Origin of the sequence: Brasilonema sp. UFV-L1 (assembly GCF_012912105.1) — a bacterium.
Lineage (GTDB): Bacteria > Cyanobacteriota > Cyanobacteriia > Cyanobacteriales > Nostocaceae > Brasilonema.
The window spans coordinates 1-17,215 of record NZ_QMEA01000085.1; the positions used below are offsets into that span (position 1 = coordinate 1).

A 17,215-nucleotide genomic window follows, 5' to 3' on the forward strand; every position below is an offset into this window, starting at 1 on the left:
AGGAGCCACTGCTCGACGCTTGGTTCCCCGGCAGTCCCGCATGTGGCGTGCTGGCAATTTTTTGTCGCTTAGTCCCTCGGCATGGCTAAATTTTTTACGTGTTAGACCCCCGCCCCTGGCTGAAGCCAAGGGGTTTTCAGGCTACCCTTTATAAAACTGAGAATACTTTTCAAAGCTTAACAATGTTATCGTAACTTTACAAACATAGTATAAAGAATTGGCAGCATAGAGGAAATACAGTTAACAATAACCTTAGCTAAAGCTATAGTTTCGCTAACTTATGCAGCCAATTCGCACTTTTAATGTTTCCCCTTCACTACCGCAGCGACTTGAGCCGTTGCGGAAGTTGGCATACAACTTGTACTGGGATTGGAATGTTGAGACGAAAGACTTATTCCGACGCTTAGATCCTGACTTATGGGAATCCAGCCATCACAACCCAGTTTTGATGCTCGGTACTATAAGCCAAGCGCGTCTTTTGGAAGTTGTCGAAGATGAAGGCTTCCTGGCACAAATGGATCGGGCGGCGCGCCAGTTAGAGGATTATTTACAAGAGCGCACCTGGTATCAGAAACAAAGAACTAGTCATAGCTCAAATGACAAAGGACAAGAATACTACGCCTATTTCTCGGCTGAGTTTGGGCTTGTAGATTGTTTGCCTGTGTATTCTGGAGGCTTGGGAGTTCTTGCTGGGGATCACCTCAAATCTGCTAGCGACTTAGGGCTACCCTTGGTTGGTGTGGGCTTACTCTACCAACAAGGCTACTTTGCTCAATATCTGAATGCTGATGGTTGGCAGCAAGAACGCTACCCAATCAACGATTTTTATAATATGCCTTTGCACCTCGAACGCAATCCTGATGGCTCAGAATTGCGAATTGAGGTGGATTATCCAGGGCGTACTGTCTATGCTAGAGTCTGGCGCGTACAGGTGGGATCAGTTCCTCTGTATATGCTCGATACTAACATTGAACCTAATAATCCTTACGACCACGACATCACAGACCAGCTTTATGGTGGTGATATCGATATGCGTATCCACCAGGAAATCTTGCTGGGTATTGGTGGTGTGCGAATGCTCAAAGCTCTGGGGTACAATATTACCGCGTATCATATGAATGAAGGTCACGCGGCATTCTCTGCTCTAGAACGTATTCGTATTCTTCTTCGGGAAGAGGGACTGAAGTTTGCTGAAGCTAAACAGGTAGTGGCTTCTAGTAATATCTTTACAACTCACACGCCAGTACCTGCGGGAATTGATTTGTTCCCTCCAGACAAAATTTTGTACTACCTGGGACATTATGCTGAAGTCTTTGGATTAAATAAAGACCAATTTTTAGCTTTGGGGCGCGAAAATACTGGAGATTTATCTGCGCCTTTTAGTATGGCAGTTCTAGCATTGAAAATGGCGACATCCTCCAACGGTGTTGCACAGCTGCATGGTGTTGTGTCACGGCAAATGTTTAAGGGTTTGTGGCGTAATGTGCCCACAGAGGAAGTCCCGATTAAAGCAATTTCCAACGGCGTTCATGCTCAAAGTTGTGTTGCTAAATCAACGCAGGAGTTATATGATCGCTATCTAGGACCAAGCTGGTCATCTGCGCCGCCTGATCACCCTATATGGGAACGGATGGACGCTATCCCTGATGAGGAGTTGTGGCGCAATCACGAACGCTGCCGTTTGGATATGATTGTGTATGTCCGGGAGCGTCTGGTGAAGCATTTAAAAGACCGTGGTGCTTCTGCCTCAGAAATTGCTCAAGCACAAGAAGTTCTCGATCCCAAAGTTCTCACCATTGGCTTTGCTCGTCGCTTTGCAACCTACAAACGTGCTACTCTATGGATGCGGGATGTTGAGCGGATTAAGCGGATTTTGTTGGGTAACAAAGACCGTAAGGTTCAGTTTGTTTTCTCTGGTAAGGCACACCCCAAAGATATTCCTGGCAAAGAACTTATCCGCGATATCAATCACTTCATCGATGAACAACACTTGGAAAAGCAGGTTGTGTTTGTTCCCAATTACGATATTCATATCGCTCGGTTGATGGTTGCTGGTTGTGATGTCTGGTTAAATAATCCGCGTCGTCCACGGGAAGCCTCTGGTACAAGTGGTATGAAGGCAGCTATGAATGGTTTGCCGAATTTAAGCGTACTAGATGGTTGGTGGGATGAAGCTGATTATGTCCGTACTGGATGGGCAATTGGACATGGGGAAATGTATGACGATCCCAATTACCAAGATGAAATAGAGGCAAATGCACTCTATGATTTGCTAGAAAAAGAAGTTGTTCCCCTGTTCTACGACCGGGATGTCGATGGTTTGCCTCGCCACTGGATTGCTAAAATGAAAGACGCAATTCAGTTAAATTGTCCGTTCTTTAATACGGCACGGATGGTGCGAGAATACGCAGAACGGGCTTATTTCCCAGCAAGCGATCGCTACCAAACTCTCACTGCTAATAACTATGCTCCAGCTAAAGAATTAGCTGCTTGGAAAGAGAATCTCACTACACATTGGTACGATATCAAAATCAAAGATGTTGAAGTCTCTTCAGGAGCAGATATTAAGGTTGACCAAACTGTTAATGTCAAAGCCAAAGTTGACCTGGCAACTTTAACTAACAAGGATGTGCAGGTAGAACTGTACCAAGGTGCCATTGATGCTAATGGCGATATTGTCAACGGTGTACCTGTGGTAATGGATTATCAAGGAGAAGAGAAAGACGGATTAAGTATTTACACGGCTAATATCGTGTACAATACATCTGGTTTGCAAGGCTTGTCTTTGCGAGTGTTGCCAAACCACAAAGACCTCTCTAGTCCTTATGAGCCAAGGCTTATTGTTTGGGCACAGTAAATTAAGTAAAAACTGAAAAGTTAAAAGTGAAAAGAAGTTCTTTCGACTTTTAACTTTTTGAGGGGATGACAATGTAACCTGTGGTGCGATTGCCAAGCACCAAGTTACGTTGCTCCCCCCAATACCACCAGTATGCAGCGACATAAGCACAGATAAGGCTATCGAGTTTGTCTTCGACTTCTTTGAGGGCTGCGCCTGTGGTAGGAATTTCGGGAAGAAACGAACCGCCAAGACACCAAGGACGCAGAGGAGGATGGAGAGAGGGTAAGATTTGTGTGATGTAATTATAGAGTTTGATGAGTTCGAGGCGGCGATCGCTTAGGCGTCCTTTTTTATATTTAAGAATTCGTTCTAAACCAAATAAATGAACTATGGCTGGATGGGGAAAAACTTCTATTTGATATCTGCCTGGTTTTTGTGGTTCGATAGTTGGTGCATGGGCAAAACCACGAGCTTCTAATTCTAAGCCAAATTTTACTGTCCTTTCTGCAAAAGGTAAGCCGAGATTTGCTGGGTAGCATCCAGCGTGATATTTACCAAAATATTTATGGGTTAGTTTATCGGGTAGACGACTTCCTGTGGCGTTGGGAATGAGGGTGGGTGCGTCTACGGCGATAATGGCAGGTTCTTCTGGTAAAACGCAAGTATCAATCCAGGAAAGGATATCTGTAATGAATTCTTTGCGAGCTAAGTCTTGTATTTGCAGTTTTCCGTCTATGAATTGTAAATAACATAAGCCGCTGGGTTGGGATTTCCAGCCTAAGTCAATTCCGAGAAATTTCATCGTTGGATTAATGAGATACGCTATTAAACACGAGACTATCGTACTTTTGATTAGAAATTATGACTAACACTTCTTTCTTTGATGAGTCTAGAGAACAGTCCTTAATTAAAGCTGAAATAGTTGCTAAATACTTTTTATCGTGGGCAAAGATAATTATCCCACAAGCAAAAAAAGAGGGCAAAAAATTGCTTATATTGATTTATTCTGTGGTCCAGGTCGCTACAAATATGGCTCTAAGTCTACCCCTTTACTTATCATTATGAATGTCAATTATTTGTCATGTATCTCTATTTATACCAGTAATTAAAGATAGAACAAAATTCAAGATATGCTTTCAACATCACTTATCGAACCTGCTAAACTCAATTATGAACATTGGCAGTTTCCAGAAGGCTCACTTGTACGCTTGACACATTTGCAAGAAGAAGATTTAGAGTTACTGTATCTGTGGTTTGTGCAATCACAAGAAGCACAAATGACCTGTAAACCAATTCAAAATCTTTCTTTTGAACAGTCAAGACAACAATTTAAAGACAGAAAACCTTGTAAATTTGCTGTTCGTCGAATAGCAGATAATCAATTAGTTGGTCGTATTAGCTGCTTTAATTTCAATATAAGAAATCGCTCTGTAGAAATTGGATATCTTACTGGTTTACCCTATCGAAGACAAGGTTACACAAAACAAGCTCTACAATTGCTTATTAGTTATTTATTTAATACAGTAAAATTTAACAAAGTGATGGCACAAACGGGTGCTTTTAATCAAGCTTCAATTGCTTTATTAACCTCTTTGGGATTTCAGCAAGATGGTTGTCTACGCCAGCATCATGAATTGGATGGTAAATTGTATGATGATTTTCTTTTCAGTCTTCTAGCAGAAGAATTTCGTATTTGGGAGTAAAGCCATATGAATGAAACTTTTTCTTGTGCAAAGGTGCAAAGAACAACTTTGCATCTTTGCACGAAACATAAACTATCTTATTCAACTAAGAGGTGACAACTGAAGATTTACTTCCTCCTTTTGTTGTTCTTGCTTGTCTTGCTTCCAAGCTTCCAGTTGTTCTTCTAGTTGTGCTTTCACCTCATGACGGAAGTTGAAGAAGTGTTCGCCAATACCCAAAGCAACAAAGTAGTCATAAAATAAATGCGGTTGCTGGAGTGCCATTGCCAGCATTTGCCACCAGAAGCGAAAACGTGTTGAGCGAACAAAACCTTGTCGCCAGCAAACTGTTGAGAATAACCTCAATTCATGCCAACCAAAAGGTCGTTTTTGACTAGGACGCTTCTTGCCCTCCATCATACTGAAGTGGCGGAAGGTGCGCTTGAGATATGGCAGTGGTTCATACAAGTTCCAGAAAGCCTGGATATACTCCGTCACAATTTCTTCCATTGGACGAGTAGGTGTGAAGTTGATTAGAGATTTCTGGAAAGTAAAGTAGTCGCCTAATTCTTCTAACAACCGTCCTTCCTGCTTAAGGCGATTCCACATAGCAGTATTATGCAATGCTTGTAGCAAACTCAGATGAGCCTGAGGAATACCAGTTTCCTCTACAAAATCTTGAATGCGTTGCCCTGCACCAGAGTTCTCGCCATCGAAACCGATGATAAAGCCAGACATAATCTGTAATCCGGCACGAGTAATTTTATGACACGATTCTATCAGGGACTGGCGTGTGTTTTGTTCTTTATGGATGGTTTGTAGACTTTCTACATCTGGTGTTTCAATGCCCATAAACACCATTGTGAACCCAGCTTGCACCATTAAGTCTATTAACTCTTCATCCTCTGCTAGATTGAGGGATGCTTCTGTTAGCAGAATAAATGGGTAGTTGCGCTCTTTCATCCAGGGAATCAAAGCGCGTAGGAAAACTTTGGCATTGCGCTTGTTACCAATGAAGTTGTCGTCCACGATAAATATCAATCGCCGCCATCCCATTTGATACAAGACTTCTAACTCAGCTAACATTTGCTCTGGCGTCTTAGTGCGGGGTTTGCGTCCATACAAATTGATGATGTCACAAAACTCACACTGGAAAGGACAGCCACGCGAGAACTGAACGGTAATTGCCAGATAAGCATCCAAGTCAAGCAAGTCGAAACGGGCTATTGGTGTCTGAGTGACATCGGGTTTTTCTGGTGAACGGAAAATCCCTCGTTCTTCACCCCGTTGTAAAGCTTCTAAAAACATGGGGATGGTACATTCTCCCTCATCTAAAATGAGATAGTGTACTCCTGCTTCTAAGGCAAATTCTGGTACTGATGTAGGAAAAGGACCACCAACTGCAACTTTTTTCCCTAACGCAACTCCTTTTTGAATCAACTCCCAAAAATCTTTTTTCTGGATAATCATCGCAGAAATGATTACCAAATCGCACCACGCCCAATCGTCATCAGTCTCTAGACGGATATTACGGTCAACCAAACGGATTTCCCAATCAGCAGGTAACATTGCTGCTACTGTAATTAAACCCAACGGCGGATTTGTTGCACGTAAACCTGCTAAATCAAGCGTTTCTTGGTAAGACCAAAAGGAATTGGGCATTATCGGCCAGAGTAGTAAAGCTTTCATAAAGCGCTTACCCCGGAATATCAAAAATTACTTATTCCCAGGTTACTGCTGCTTAATCTCAAGAGAGCTTAATTTTTATCGATTTTTGTAACGAAAAAGTTATGAAAGGAGGATCACGGGAAAAAGGTGTTTCTTTCATATTTTGCTGGCTGCGAAGCCGTTAGTCGGAGGCTCAGATCTTGCATGAATTGAAAAACCGGGTTTCTTGAGAATATCTGCTCGTAAAAAGCTTAATTTCTGGTTAAGAAACCCGGTTTTTTGGGTCTTGTTGAGAATAGTCAGCCAGCGCGGACGCCACATGCAGCCCGGAGGAATACCCTAGCTGTACTCAGTTTGGTGTGGGTAGTTCACGAATCAGGAGAAAAAGGAATTAACTTTTTTTATTCTGGCTCCTGACACCTTCATTGTTTCTTGTTTAAATTGATATTTCAGTCTGCTTGAAAAGCAAATGCTCTTTAAACAGACTGATCTAGCAAAGGCAAAAATTTATGAATTAGCCCAATAGTAACGCCAGGAAGCTCCAGTTGGGGAGTAAAACCCACATCGTCTAAATGATAAAAGATGCGAACTGCCTGAGGATTCATTTCTGCAAGACGGTGACCTACTTCTGGTCCTGTGAATTCTGAGTTTTGCCCCCAAATTATAGCTGTAGGGATGGTCAATTGAGTAATATATTGAGACAAATCAAAGGATAAATCACCACGTACGAAAGCTAGAGCAGCATACTCCGCATTAAACTGTTGGGCAGATTGCAAATATGCTTCAACAATTTCAGGATAAATTCTTTCTGGACGGGCAAATTGACGTTGTTCTAAAAAGCTGCGAATACCAAAACTGCTAGAAACCCCAGTCATGTAAAGCAACCGATCTACAATTGGGATGTTGACAATTTGAGCAGAGAGGCTCTTACTGTAATCTTGTCCAAATTCCCCAAGAGCTGCTGGTGTGGTCAAAATTAAAGATTTGAATAAATCGGGGCGAAGAATCGCAGCGCGAATGGTAAAAGCAGCAGTGAGTCCAGAGGCGATCGCACTAACCGGACCATTGCAAGTCTTCTCTATAAACTCAATAATGGTCTTAATGTAGTCATCGACATGATAAGTTCGAGCCGGATGGTCAGAGCGTCCCCACCCTATTAAATCCGGTGCTATGATGCGATAGTCACAAGCAAAAGCTGGATAAACCTTAGACCACTCATAAGCAGAAGAACCACCACCAAACGCGTGTAAGAAAACTAATGTCTTATCACTTGATTGCTCAATATCTGTATCAGACCACGGTTTTCCAACAGCAGTATAGTACACCATTCTTCCCAGTGCGGTCATCACATATTTCTCACCAAATCCAGGGGGTAAAAACATAAAAACACCTCGTCTGCTGCATCATCATTTCCATCGTGGAGACAGCAGCTAGGAAACGACATCGTTCTAAAGTTAAATCTAGATATGTGTCAAGACTCATTTATTAGACATCTGTTGGAAAACAATGTAGAGACGTTACATGTAACGTCAAGACAAGGGGTTCACGTAACGCATAATTCATTTCTGGAGATGTCTATTTAAAGACAAATCGCTTTAGTGAGGGTTCTGCTTAGTTTTATAAGGGGTAGGTCGAAAACCCTTGAGGAGCAGGCACGTAGTGCCGTCCTCCGTACTTCAGGCAAGGGATGAAGACCACAAGGCAGGGTTTAGCCTGCTGTGATGCTAATCACTATCGCCTTATGTAGATTGCGCTAACATAAAGAGATAGTTGGTTAGGTCGAGCCGATGATAATTTACGAGTTTAAAGTAAAAGGAAAAGAAAAGCAGTACAGAGCGATTGATGACGCCATTCGGACATCGCAGTTCATTCAAAATAAGTGTCTCAGATACTGGATGGATAACGGCAGGTGCTACAAGTCGGGAGACCCGCCCAACGCACTGCCTCACAAAAATAAGAGTTTGAATCGGTACGATTTAAATAAATATTGCGCTGTACTAGCTGCCGAATTTCCTTTTGCTAATGAACTCAATTCAATGGCTCGTCAATCTGCGGCGGAACGTGCTTGGAGTGCAATAGCGCGGTTTTACGATAACTGCAAAAAGAAAGTTAAGGGCAAGAAAGGTTTTCCAAAGTTTAAAAAACACTGCCGTTCTGTTGAATACAAAACTTCAGGATGGAAGCTATCAAATACCCGTAAAGCCATAACTTTCTCAGACAAAAAAGAAATAGGAATTTTGAAGTTAAAAGGAACCTATGACCTTAACTACTACGACATTAAGCAGATTAAGCGTGTCCGGTTGGTACGTCGTGCTGATGGGTATTATGCTCAGTTTGCAATCACAAAGCTAGAAATCGATATGCCCGGAAGCATTTAAGAGTAAGTAGGCAACGAAAAGAGTATTGCAAGCGTGTTGCATACTCCGTCATCCAATCTAACGATTTGGTAGCCTATGATAGCGCAGCGTGCCCGAAGGGCATAGACTTGAATGTGAAAGGCTTGGTACGTAATCGTCATCTGGCTAAATCAATCAGTGATGCTGGCTGGTCAACTTTCCGGTCATGGTTAGAGTATTTTGGTCACAAGTATGGAAAGGTTACAGTTGCTGTGCCACCCCATAATACAAGTCAAAATTGCTCTAGCTGTGGAAAGAAAGTGAAGAAGTCTCTGTCTACAAGAACCCACGTTTGCTCACACTGCGGATATGTAGAAGACACAGATGTGAACGCAGCCATCAACATTTTGAGATTAGGACTCAGTACCGTGGGGCACACGGGAACTTACGCTTGGGAGCCAGCGCGTTGGGCGGCTCTGCCGACTTGAAGCGTCTGGCATGGAGATTTGCCCTCTTGGGCGGTTGGCGCGAGCCTGCTGTCTAATGGCGAGTCAACGAACCAAGAATCCCCGCGTCTAAAGACGCGGGGAGTGTCAAACTCGTATTGGTGAGGCGGCGCAGTCTTGCAAATCTCCTCGATTAGCAACTGCAAAGTTAGTCAATTGGGAGTCATGACCATTGACGAATTCCGCTGGAATTATGATTATTATAGGACTGACACACTATCTGCCACCAAACCCGGTTTCTTCGTTCGTATTTGGTTGCGAAACAGAATAATTTTTGGTAAAAACCGGGTTACTTTTGCGTAAGTCCTGTATGAACTAATGACTAATGACTAAAAAGCAAATTTATATTATTTTAGGTACTCGTCCGGAAGCAATCAAACTAGCTCCAGTTATTCAGGTTTTCCAAAACTCCTCAAGTTTTAACACCCAAGTTATTTTGACAGGACAGCATCGCGAGATGGTTGAACAAGTGATGCAACTGTTCAACCTCAAAGCTCATTATGACTTGGAGATTATGCAACCTAAGCAATCTCTAAGTGATATTACTTGTCGTAGTTTACGAGGTTTGGAAGAATTATTCCAACAGAATAAACCAGATTTAGTGATTGTGCAGGGAGATACAACTACGGCTTTTGTCGCAACTTTGGCTGCATTTTATCAAAAAATCCCTGTAGGACATGTAGAAGCTGGATTAAGGACAGATAACTTATTTAATCCTTATCCGGAAGAAGCTAATCGACGGCTGATTTCTCAACTGACTCAATTGCACTTTGCGCCAACATCTTTAGCAGTAAAAAATCTGGAACGTTCTGGCGTTTTGGGCGAAATTCACCTGACAGGTAACACGGTGATTGATGCGTTATTAACTGTTGCTGCAAGTGTTCCTGCCTGTGATATATCTGGATTAGAATGGGAAAAATATCGTGTCCTGCTATCAACAGTTCACCGCCGTGAAAATTGGGGAGAACCACTGCATGATATTGCTCAAGGGTTTTTATGGTTACTGGATAAGTTCCCTGATACAGCTTTGCTACTGCCATTGCATCGTAATCCTATAGTCAGAGAACCATTGCAAGCAACATTGGGAAACCATCCCCGCGTTTTTCTTACCGAACCTTTAGATTATGCTGAATTGGTAGGAGCGATTATGCGATCGCATCTTTTACTAACTGACTCTGGCGGTTTACAGGAAGAAGCACCCAGTCTTGGAAAACCAGTTTTGGTTTTAAGAGAAACAACTGAAAGACCTGAAGCAGTCACTGCAGGTACTGCTAAACTAGTGGGAACTCAAAGTGAGAAAATCTTTGCGAGTGCAGCCCAATTGCTTTCTGATTCTACTGCTTATCAAGCAATGGCAAACGCAATTAATCCCTTTGGAGATGGTCATGCAGCAAAGCGAATTTTGCAAATTGTACAAAATTATCTCTCATGAGTTATTTTTGCTTTGGGAAATCCGCTCAATTGTTTTAGTTGTGGAACGATTTTCTAAAAAGGGCAAAAATTCAATCACTCCACCGTATTCTTCTACTACAGGTGTTTCTGGCAAAGTTTCTTTTGTATAGTCACCTCCTTTGACGTAAATATTCGGTTGAAGCTTACGGATGAGGTGACTTGGGCTATCTTCTTCAAAGGGAATCAGATAGTCAACGCAACCTAAAGCGGCGAGAACCTGAATGCGATCTTCCAAAGGGTTTATAGGACGAGTTGGTCCTTTCAGACTCCGGACGCTGTTGTCAGAATTAACACCAATAATCAGAATGTCGCCTAACGCCTTGGCGCGTTGGAGATAGAAAACGTGCCCTGCATGAAGTATATCAAAACAGCCATTGGTGAAAACTATTTTACATCCTGCAATGCGATGGAAGGTAACAAGGGCGAGGAGTTGCTCTAAGTCACAGATGTGTTTGTTGAAGGTGGAGAGTGGGGAATCAGAGGATGAAGCAGTTTTAACTTTTGTGACTTCTCTTGTTTGTTTTTCAACAAGAAAAATATGGGGGAAGTTTTGCTGAAGTTGTGCTATTATATGCCTCACTTTCTGTGTCACAATTCCATAGCCATAATCGCAAACAATAACAGCATCACACTCGGTGAAATAGCTTTTGAGTTGATTAATGAGAGTTTGTTCTGTGCAAGAGTCAATAATATCAGTGCTGCCAGAATCTATTGTTATTAATAATTGTGATTCTACCGAAACTCTTTGCCTGGTTAGTGTTTTTCTAGTTGTGTGAGTTAGCAGATAACTTGTCGTGATTCCGCTTTCTTCTAGGATTTGCCGCAATGAGTGCCCTTCCAAGTCTTCACCAATCACTGAGAGCAATATCACTTGACTACCAAGATTTTTGAAAGAGAAAGCAATCTCTGCTGCACCACCTGGAATTTGTTTACGGTCATTGACTGTTACTATTGGTGCAAGTGATTCAATCTTACCAAGATTTTCTCCTTGCAAATGACAATCAAGCATCGCTTCGCCAATCACGATCACTTGAGGACGAGTGATACCTTTTGCAACAAAAGCACTCCATATTTCACTTATTTGTAAATCTGGCTTCACCTAGTTTACTCCATTTCATACTCCCTGCTTCTTTATGATATTGCTGGCGAATTGGAAGAAGGTTTTTTGCTCCGTTACATAACACCTGCTCAAAGCTGCTCACAACTAGACTTTTCTATACAACAAGATGACTGGTACTAATTGCAGAGCTTGAGTTTCGGTTATTTCCTGCAACAGGACTGGCGGTGTCGGCACTCACCAGTCCACAGGCTAGCATCGTCCGGGGGAAAACCTGCACAAAACGCGCAATCCTCTACGGGTACTCGTTCTGCGCTCCACGATAAATCGTGAAATGCGCCAAATCAAGCAGTTTATTAGAAGTAATTGTCGATTAATACTAAAAATCCAGCCTTGTTTGGCAAGGATTGCGCGTTTTGTGTAGATAAGTGCGTCGTCTACGCCAAGTCTATATTGCATAACTTTGTTATCCAGCTTTATTCATTGTTTCCACCAGTATTCGACGGTACCTCTTCAGATGGCTGAGATTGATTTTGACTTCTACGTAATTGCTCACCCAAATCGTTTGGATTGTCAGATGTGTCTAGATTTCTTTTGCGCCGACCGGAGGGTTGGAGTTCATTCTGCTCGGAAGAAGAATTTTGCTCTAGTGGTTGAGTTAAAGTCGGTGGCTGTGGAGTTGCTTGTTCGGAATTTGACTCTGTAGGTGTACTTGGTACATCTTGCCCGCGACCGATTCCAGTTTCTGGCGTGGTTTGCGGGACTAGTTCTGGAGTTGTTGAGAAGGCTCGTCTTTTACGTCCAGAATTTTCTTCCTCATTAGCAACAGGTTCGCGGTTTCTCTGTTGTGCTTCTTGTTGTCTTTTTCTTTGAGCCTCTAGTCTTTCTTGTCTTTCTCTTTGACGTTGCAGAGCTTCTCGCTCACTCCTTGACCCCTGGAGAGTGAAATTTGCAAATAATTGTACGTTTTGTCTACCAAAGGCTGCGGAATTTAATTTAAAATCTTTTGCAGAGTCTATCAGTGCTTGATCTAGCTCTTTGTGACCACTAGGGCGGACAAGCCGGATGTTGTTAACATTACCATTTTTGTCAACATCAAAAGCAATACCAGGTCTACCTTCGATACCTCGCTGTTTAGATTTTTCTGGATACTTGATATCACATCTGACACACTCTGTAAAATCCAACTGTGTGGGGGCAGGGGTTCTTGGTTTGGGAGCTGTCGCTACTTGTGCCTTACCACTTCCTTGTCCACTTCCAGTACCGGAACCTATACCAGAACCGATACCTGAGCCGATACCTGAGCCACTACCTGAGCCAGTGCCTGAACCGATACCTGAGCCATTACCAGAACCGATACCTGAGCCACTACCAGAACCGATACCTGAGCCAATACCTGAGCCGATACCTGAGCCACTACCAGTACCAATGCCAGTACCTGTACCTGTGCCAGATCTCACAGTACCTTCTCCTGAACCAGTGGCAATACGGGGACTATTACCCCCGCCACCGCCACCGCCACCGCCACCGCCAGAAGGTTCTGGAATTTCTCTGGGGGTTCGCAAAGTCCGCAACGTCTGTTTCAGATTTTCATCAGGTTGTGGTGTTGGAGCAGGATCAGGTTTGCTTGGTGTATCTATTGGTGTATCTAATTGAGGAATTTTCGGTAAAGGCTTTGGATCTGGTTTCTCTACTGGTGGTGTGACTATTTTTGGCGGCGGTACTACAGGTTTCGTGACTACCAACGTTCGTTTGGGGACCACTGGTGGCTTGGGGATCACTGGTGGCTTAGGGACTACTGGTGGTTTGGGCACAACCACGGTTTGCTTGGGCACCACTGGTGGAAGCACAGGAGGCTTTGGCAGCACTGGTTTTGGTTGTTCAACTGGTTGGGGTTTAATTGGCACTATAGCCTTTGGTTTCGGAGGCTCTTGAGGAGGTTTGACTAGCTCTTTAGGTTTTTCTATTGGTTTTGGAGCAGGCGTTTCAATAATCGCCACTTCTATAGGTTCTTTGTCAATTTCTTGCCCTAGGTTCAAAATATTGTTTACTATACCGGAAGCCAGTACACTCGCGTGCAGCCCTAACGATGCGATCACACTGAAAGCGAGAAATGCCCTAAGTGCCTTTTCTTCTTTACCCCGTTGCTCTATAGCCGTACCAGAAAAGCTCATAGTTAAATGCAATCTATTATCAGCAACTTGGGTAGATTAAAACATTTACAAGAAAATGTCAATTAGGCTATTATGATCATGAATAACTTTAATATAAAGTGAAATGTAAATTACATTTGGAATTTCTAAAAATTAGAAAAATTTACGTCAATCATAGAGAAACAACGTTTGACACAGATTTTCGTTCGATATTGGTTTTCATCTCTTGAATTTATATTGAGAACTTATATCAGTTGCCGGAGAAAATCTGATAATCTAACAAAATTAGTGGCTTGAGAGAATAGTACATGGCGATTAAAAATTTGTTTGAGGCAGGCGGTGTGGTGATGTGGCCGCTGCTGGCGTTCTCTGTACTGGCAGTTGCTTTGATTATCGAGCGCGTTAGATTTTGGATAAAAATTAATACTCGGCATAACCGCGTCGTAAGAGAGGTGTTGAACCTTTACCGTCGCGACAATGTTGTTGGTGCAATGGATACATTGCATAAAAATGCAGATTTACCTATTGCACGGATTTTTCTAACGGCTTTAGAACTTGAGGAACCAACTCCAGAAGAATTCCGTTTGGCATTAGAAAGTGAAGCACAAGCCGAGATACCTTTGCTCAAGCGCTTTCAGAACCTGTTTGATACAATCATCTCTCTTGCACCACTGTTGGGACTTCTGGGAACTGTTTTGGGATTGATTGTCTCTTTTGCCTCACTCAACATTGGTGATGTCGGAGGTTCTAAAACAGCAGGTGTGACGGCTGGTATTAGTGAAGCGTTGGTTTCTACTGCATCAGGATTAGTTGTTGCTATTTTTGTACTCCTATTTGCCAACACATTCCGGGGACTTTACCAGCGCCAAATTGCGCTCATTCAGGAGTATGGCGGACAGTTAGAATTACTTTATCGCCGTCGCTATGAACGAGGAGACAAGACTTATGCGTCTGCAAGATGAACCAGATATACCTGCACAGATTAATATTGTGCCAATGATTGATGTGATATTTGCGATATTAACGTTTTTTATCATGTCAACGCTGTTTTTAACACGGTCAGAAGGGTTACCAGTCAACTTACCCAAAGCGGCGACAGGACAAGCAGAACGCCCAGCACAAGTCACAGTGACAATCGATAAGAGTGGGAAAATGTTCTTGGATAAGCAGTTAATTAGTCTAGAACAGTTGGAAAACGGTGTGCGACAAAAAGTTCAACCGCAACAACAAATGATGGTTGTGATCAATGCAGATGAAGGGGTGAATCACGGTCAAGTGGTGGCGGTGATGGATTTAGTGCGGCGAGTGGAGGGAGCAAAATTAGCGATCGCCACCCAAAAACCATAGTTATAGAGGGTAGGTTGAAAACCCTGTGCTTTTAAGCCTGGGCGGGGGTCTTACACGTAAAAATTTTGGGCAGCCTTTGTTTCGTTAATTAGTGTTCCAAGACGAGTACCCGTTCTAATAAGGCTGCCCAAAATTTTCGGGGACAATGCGTCGGATGAAAACCACGACGCAGAATTAATTCTGCTGTAAAGACAAATTTTAGTCTAAAATAATGTTTCAGTCAGCGGTGGGACGCGTCGTTGACTTTAAACTAAATTGCCTGCGGAGACGGTGAGACCAGCGCTGCGGGAGGGAAACCCTCCGCAGGCGACTGGCGTTAGCGCAGCGTGACCGCAGGTCATCCCCGGAGGGTCTGACGGGGATTGGCAACAATCTAGTTAAGAGTCTAAGAAACAGGAATTAGGATGAAGATGTATGGCTTTAGCCTACATCGTAATATCCTTTAAGAATCTCCTAGACTTTAGTCAGGAGAGTACGTCAATTGTACATCTACAATGAAATCACACAAAGGTGCGCTCTTGCGCACCTTATTTCGCCTGACTTAATGAGAATATAAATCATAAAGAACGCATATTTTATCAAGTTCGGATGAAGTGATTAAGCGAACTTGATATTATTTATTTTACATCGGTCGGTTTAGGCATAATCATACCCATCCTTAGGATAAACTGGCGTTATAGTTAAGATTTTGTTATTTGTGACTGAACATTTAAATAAGACAAATCAAGTGTATTTAGGGATTCTCGTCTGTATAAAGTAGATATTCATCTGTGTTTATCTGCGGTTGTTGAACTTTTTGATGTATTGTACTCAATTGAAAACCGCTATCTTGTTGGTCCAACCAATCCTTACCCAACACAATAGTGATGTGCGAGTCGAGGTAAGGAGTATTTGGCACTTGAACTTCACCAAATCCCAAAATATTACGAATTGCTTCGGCACTTGCGCTATCTGTTTGTTGGGCAACAATCTTAGTGACATCGACAGACTCACTCCAAGAGTTAGACACATAAACGTTGGTGTAACCAGCTTGTTGTAATTTTGTGATGAAATCTTGCACACTGGTGCGATCGCTAAGAGTAGTATCTTGAATATCTATTTGTAAAGTACTTGGCGAGGATGCTTGTGATGTCTGAACTGGCTCTAAATCAAAACGTTCGGTCATCATAGCTGTGATGCGATCGCTATCTGGTATCCAATAACTAGCATCAAGTTCTCCTTTCTGGCTATATCTACCTGGGAGCATAAACATCTCTACATTATTTGAGCCATTGTTTTGCATTCCAAAGCCTGCGAGTGTCATCAATTCTTCAACTGTCAAATTCGTATCAATGTGGGATTGAATGACTTTAATAATTTCTGGTAATCGTCCTATAAGACTTGGATTAAGAGTTTGTTCGATAAGTGACTTGGTAACCATTTGCTGTCGTTGAACTCGACCAATATCCCCAAGCCCATCATGACGGTAGCGTAACAGTTGTAATGTTTTGTCGCCATTAAGATGCTGCTTTCCAGCTTTCAAATTGATGTATAAATGCTGGGAATCATCTTGATACTTCATATCTTTCGGGACATCAACCGTCACTCCTCCCAAAGCATCTATCAGCTTACTAACTCCTAAAACGTTAATCCGCACATATCGGTCTATTTCAACTCCTCCTAGCAATTGACTGACAGTCTTGGCACTTAAAGCAAGTCCACCTTGAATATTGGCGGCATTAATTTTTTTAACACCATGATCTTCAGTATAAACACGAGTATCTCTTGGAATAGAAAGCATGATGATTTTTTTCTTTTCTGGATCAAATCTCAGCAAAAGCATGACATCCGAAAGACCGTTAAAGGAGTTTACCTGGGGTAGGTATTTTAGATTTTTAGTTTTTTTAGGAGAACTTTGAATATCTGATGAGAGGACACTCATTCCCATAACTAAAACATTTACGGGGCGAGTTAACTCAGAAAATTGTGGTCCTTGCCCAGAAATGCGCTCGTTATCAAACACAGCCGCCTCCTGTGGACTCAATTCTGCTTGCATTAAAGGTCTACTAGTTAAAGAATGTGTCAACAGTTCTCCTGCTGTTACTAAAATAATTGCAACTCCGGTTAAACCCAGCCACAACCCCAGCCAACCTTTTGTGTTATTCTTATGAGAAGGATGATTTTCTGTCACAGAAG

Annotated in this window: 11 protein-coding genes and 1 pseudogene; 6 read left to right on the forward strand and 6 right to left on the reverse strand. The window is 42.6% G+C overall.

Features of this window, described 5'->3' with window-relative positions:
* Positions 1-280: 280 nt before the first annotated feature.
* Positions 281-2,857: an alpha-glucan family phosphorylase gene (gene glgP, locus DP117_RS22200; protein WP_169220411.1), complete on the forward strand. Its 2,577-nt coding sequence runs from the start codon at positions 281-283 to the stop codon at positions 2,855-2,857.
* A gap of 49 nt (positions 2,858-2,906) precedes the next feature.
* Here the strand turns inward: glgP and DP117_RS22205 are convergent, their stop codons facing one another.
* Positions 2,907-3,641, reverse strand: coding sequence for a DUF429 domain-containing protein (locus DP117_RS22205; RefSeq protein ID WP_169220412.1), 735 nt, complete (start codon positions 3,639-3,641; stop codon positions 2,907-2,909).
* 328 nt (positions 3,642-3,969) lie between these two features.
* On the opposite strand from DP117_RS22205, the gene DP117_RS22210 reads away from it, so the two are divergent.
* Positions 3,970-4,542 carry a GNAT family protein gene (locus DP117_RS22210; protein ID WP_169220413.1) on the forward strand — a complete coding sequence of 191 codons (573 nt, stop codon included), beginning with the start codon at positions 3,970-3,972 and terminating at the stop codon, positions 4,540-4,542.
* 81 nt (positions 4,543-4,623) lie between these two features.
* Here the strand turns inward: DP117_RS22210 and DP117_RS22215 are convergent, their stop codons facing one another.
* Together DP117_RS22215 and DP117_RS22220 are read right to left on the reverse strand one after the other, a co-directional pair.
* Positions 4,624-6,210, reverse strand: a complete 1,587-nt coding sequence (locus tag DP117_RS22215; RefSeq protein WP_169220414.1) for a B12-binding domain-containing radical SAM protein — start codon at positions 6,208-6,210, stop codon at positions 4,624-4,626.
* A 455-nt stretch (positions 6,211-6,665) separates the two neighbouring features.
* Positions 6,666-7,571 carry an alpha/beta hydrolase gene (locus DP117_RS22220; RefSeq protein ID WP_169220415.1) on the reverse strand — a complete coding sequence of 302 codons (906 nt, stop codon included), beginning with the start codon at positions 7,569-7,571 and terminating at the stop codon, positions 6,666-6,668.
* A gap of 405 nt (positions 7,572-7,976) precedes the next feature.
* On the opposite strand from DP117_RS22220, the pseudogene DP117_RS22225 reads away from it, so the two are divergent.
* A pseudogene (locus DP117_RS22225) lies at positions 7,977-9,136 on the forward strand (RNA-guided endonuclease TnpB family protein).
* Positions 9,137-9,356: 220 nt separating this feature from the next.
* Entirely contained in the window at positions 9,357-10,463 is a 1,107-nt protein-coding gene (gene wecB, locus DP117_RS22230; protein WP_169220416.1) for a UDP-N-acetylglucosamine 2-epimerase (non-hydrolyzing), read from the forward strand.
* Here the strand turns inward: wecB and rfaE2 are convergent.
* Together rfaE2 and DP117_RS37040 are read right to left on the reverse strand one after the other, a co-directional pair.
* The gene (gene rfaE2, locus DP117_RS22235; protein ID WP_339381371.1) at positions 10,458-11,582 is read right to left on the reverse strand and encodes a D-glycero-beta-D-manno-heptose 1-phosphate adenylyltransferase; all 1,125 of its coding nucleotides are present in this window, start codon (positions 11,580-11,582) and stop codon (positions 10,458-10,460) included. The genes wecB and rfaE2 overlap by 6 nt on opposite strands.
* 434 nt (positions 11,583-12,016) lie before the next feature.
* Positions 12,017-13,714, reverse strand: coding sequence for an energy transducer TonB (locus DP117_RS37040; protein ID WP_169220417.1), 1,698 nt, complete (start codon positions 13,712-13,714; stop codon positions 12,017-12,019).
* Between the two features lie 287 nt (positions 13,715-14,001).
* On the opposite strand from DP117_RS37040, the gene DP117_RS22245 reads away from it, so the two are divergent.
* Positions 14,002-14,655 (forward strand): MotA/TolQ/ExbB proton channel family protein, encoded by a 654-nt coding sequence (locus DP117_RS22245; protein WP_169220418.1) that lies wholly within the window; start codon positions 14,002-14,004, stop codon positions 14,653-14,655.
* Positions 14,639-15,040, forward strand: coding sequence for a biopolymer transporter ExbD (locus DP117_RS22250; protein ID WP_169220419.1), 402 nt, complete (start codon positions 14,639-14,641; stop codon positions 15,038-15,040). Before DP117_RS22245 ends, DP117_RS22250 begins: the two co-directional genes overlap by 17 nt.
* A 733-nt stretch (positions 15,041-15,773) precedes the next feature.
* Here the strand turns inward: DP117_RS22250 and DP117_RS22255 are convergent.
* The gene (locus tag DP117_RS22255; RefSeq protein ID WP_339381372.1) at positions 15,774-17,210 is read right to left on the reverse strand and encodes an LCP family protein; all 1,437 of its coding nucleotides are present in this window, start codon (positions 17,208-17,210) and stop codon (positions 15,774-15,776) included.
* Positions 17,211-17,215 lie beyond the last annotated feature (5 nt).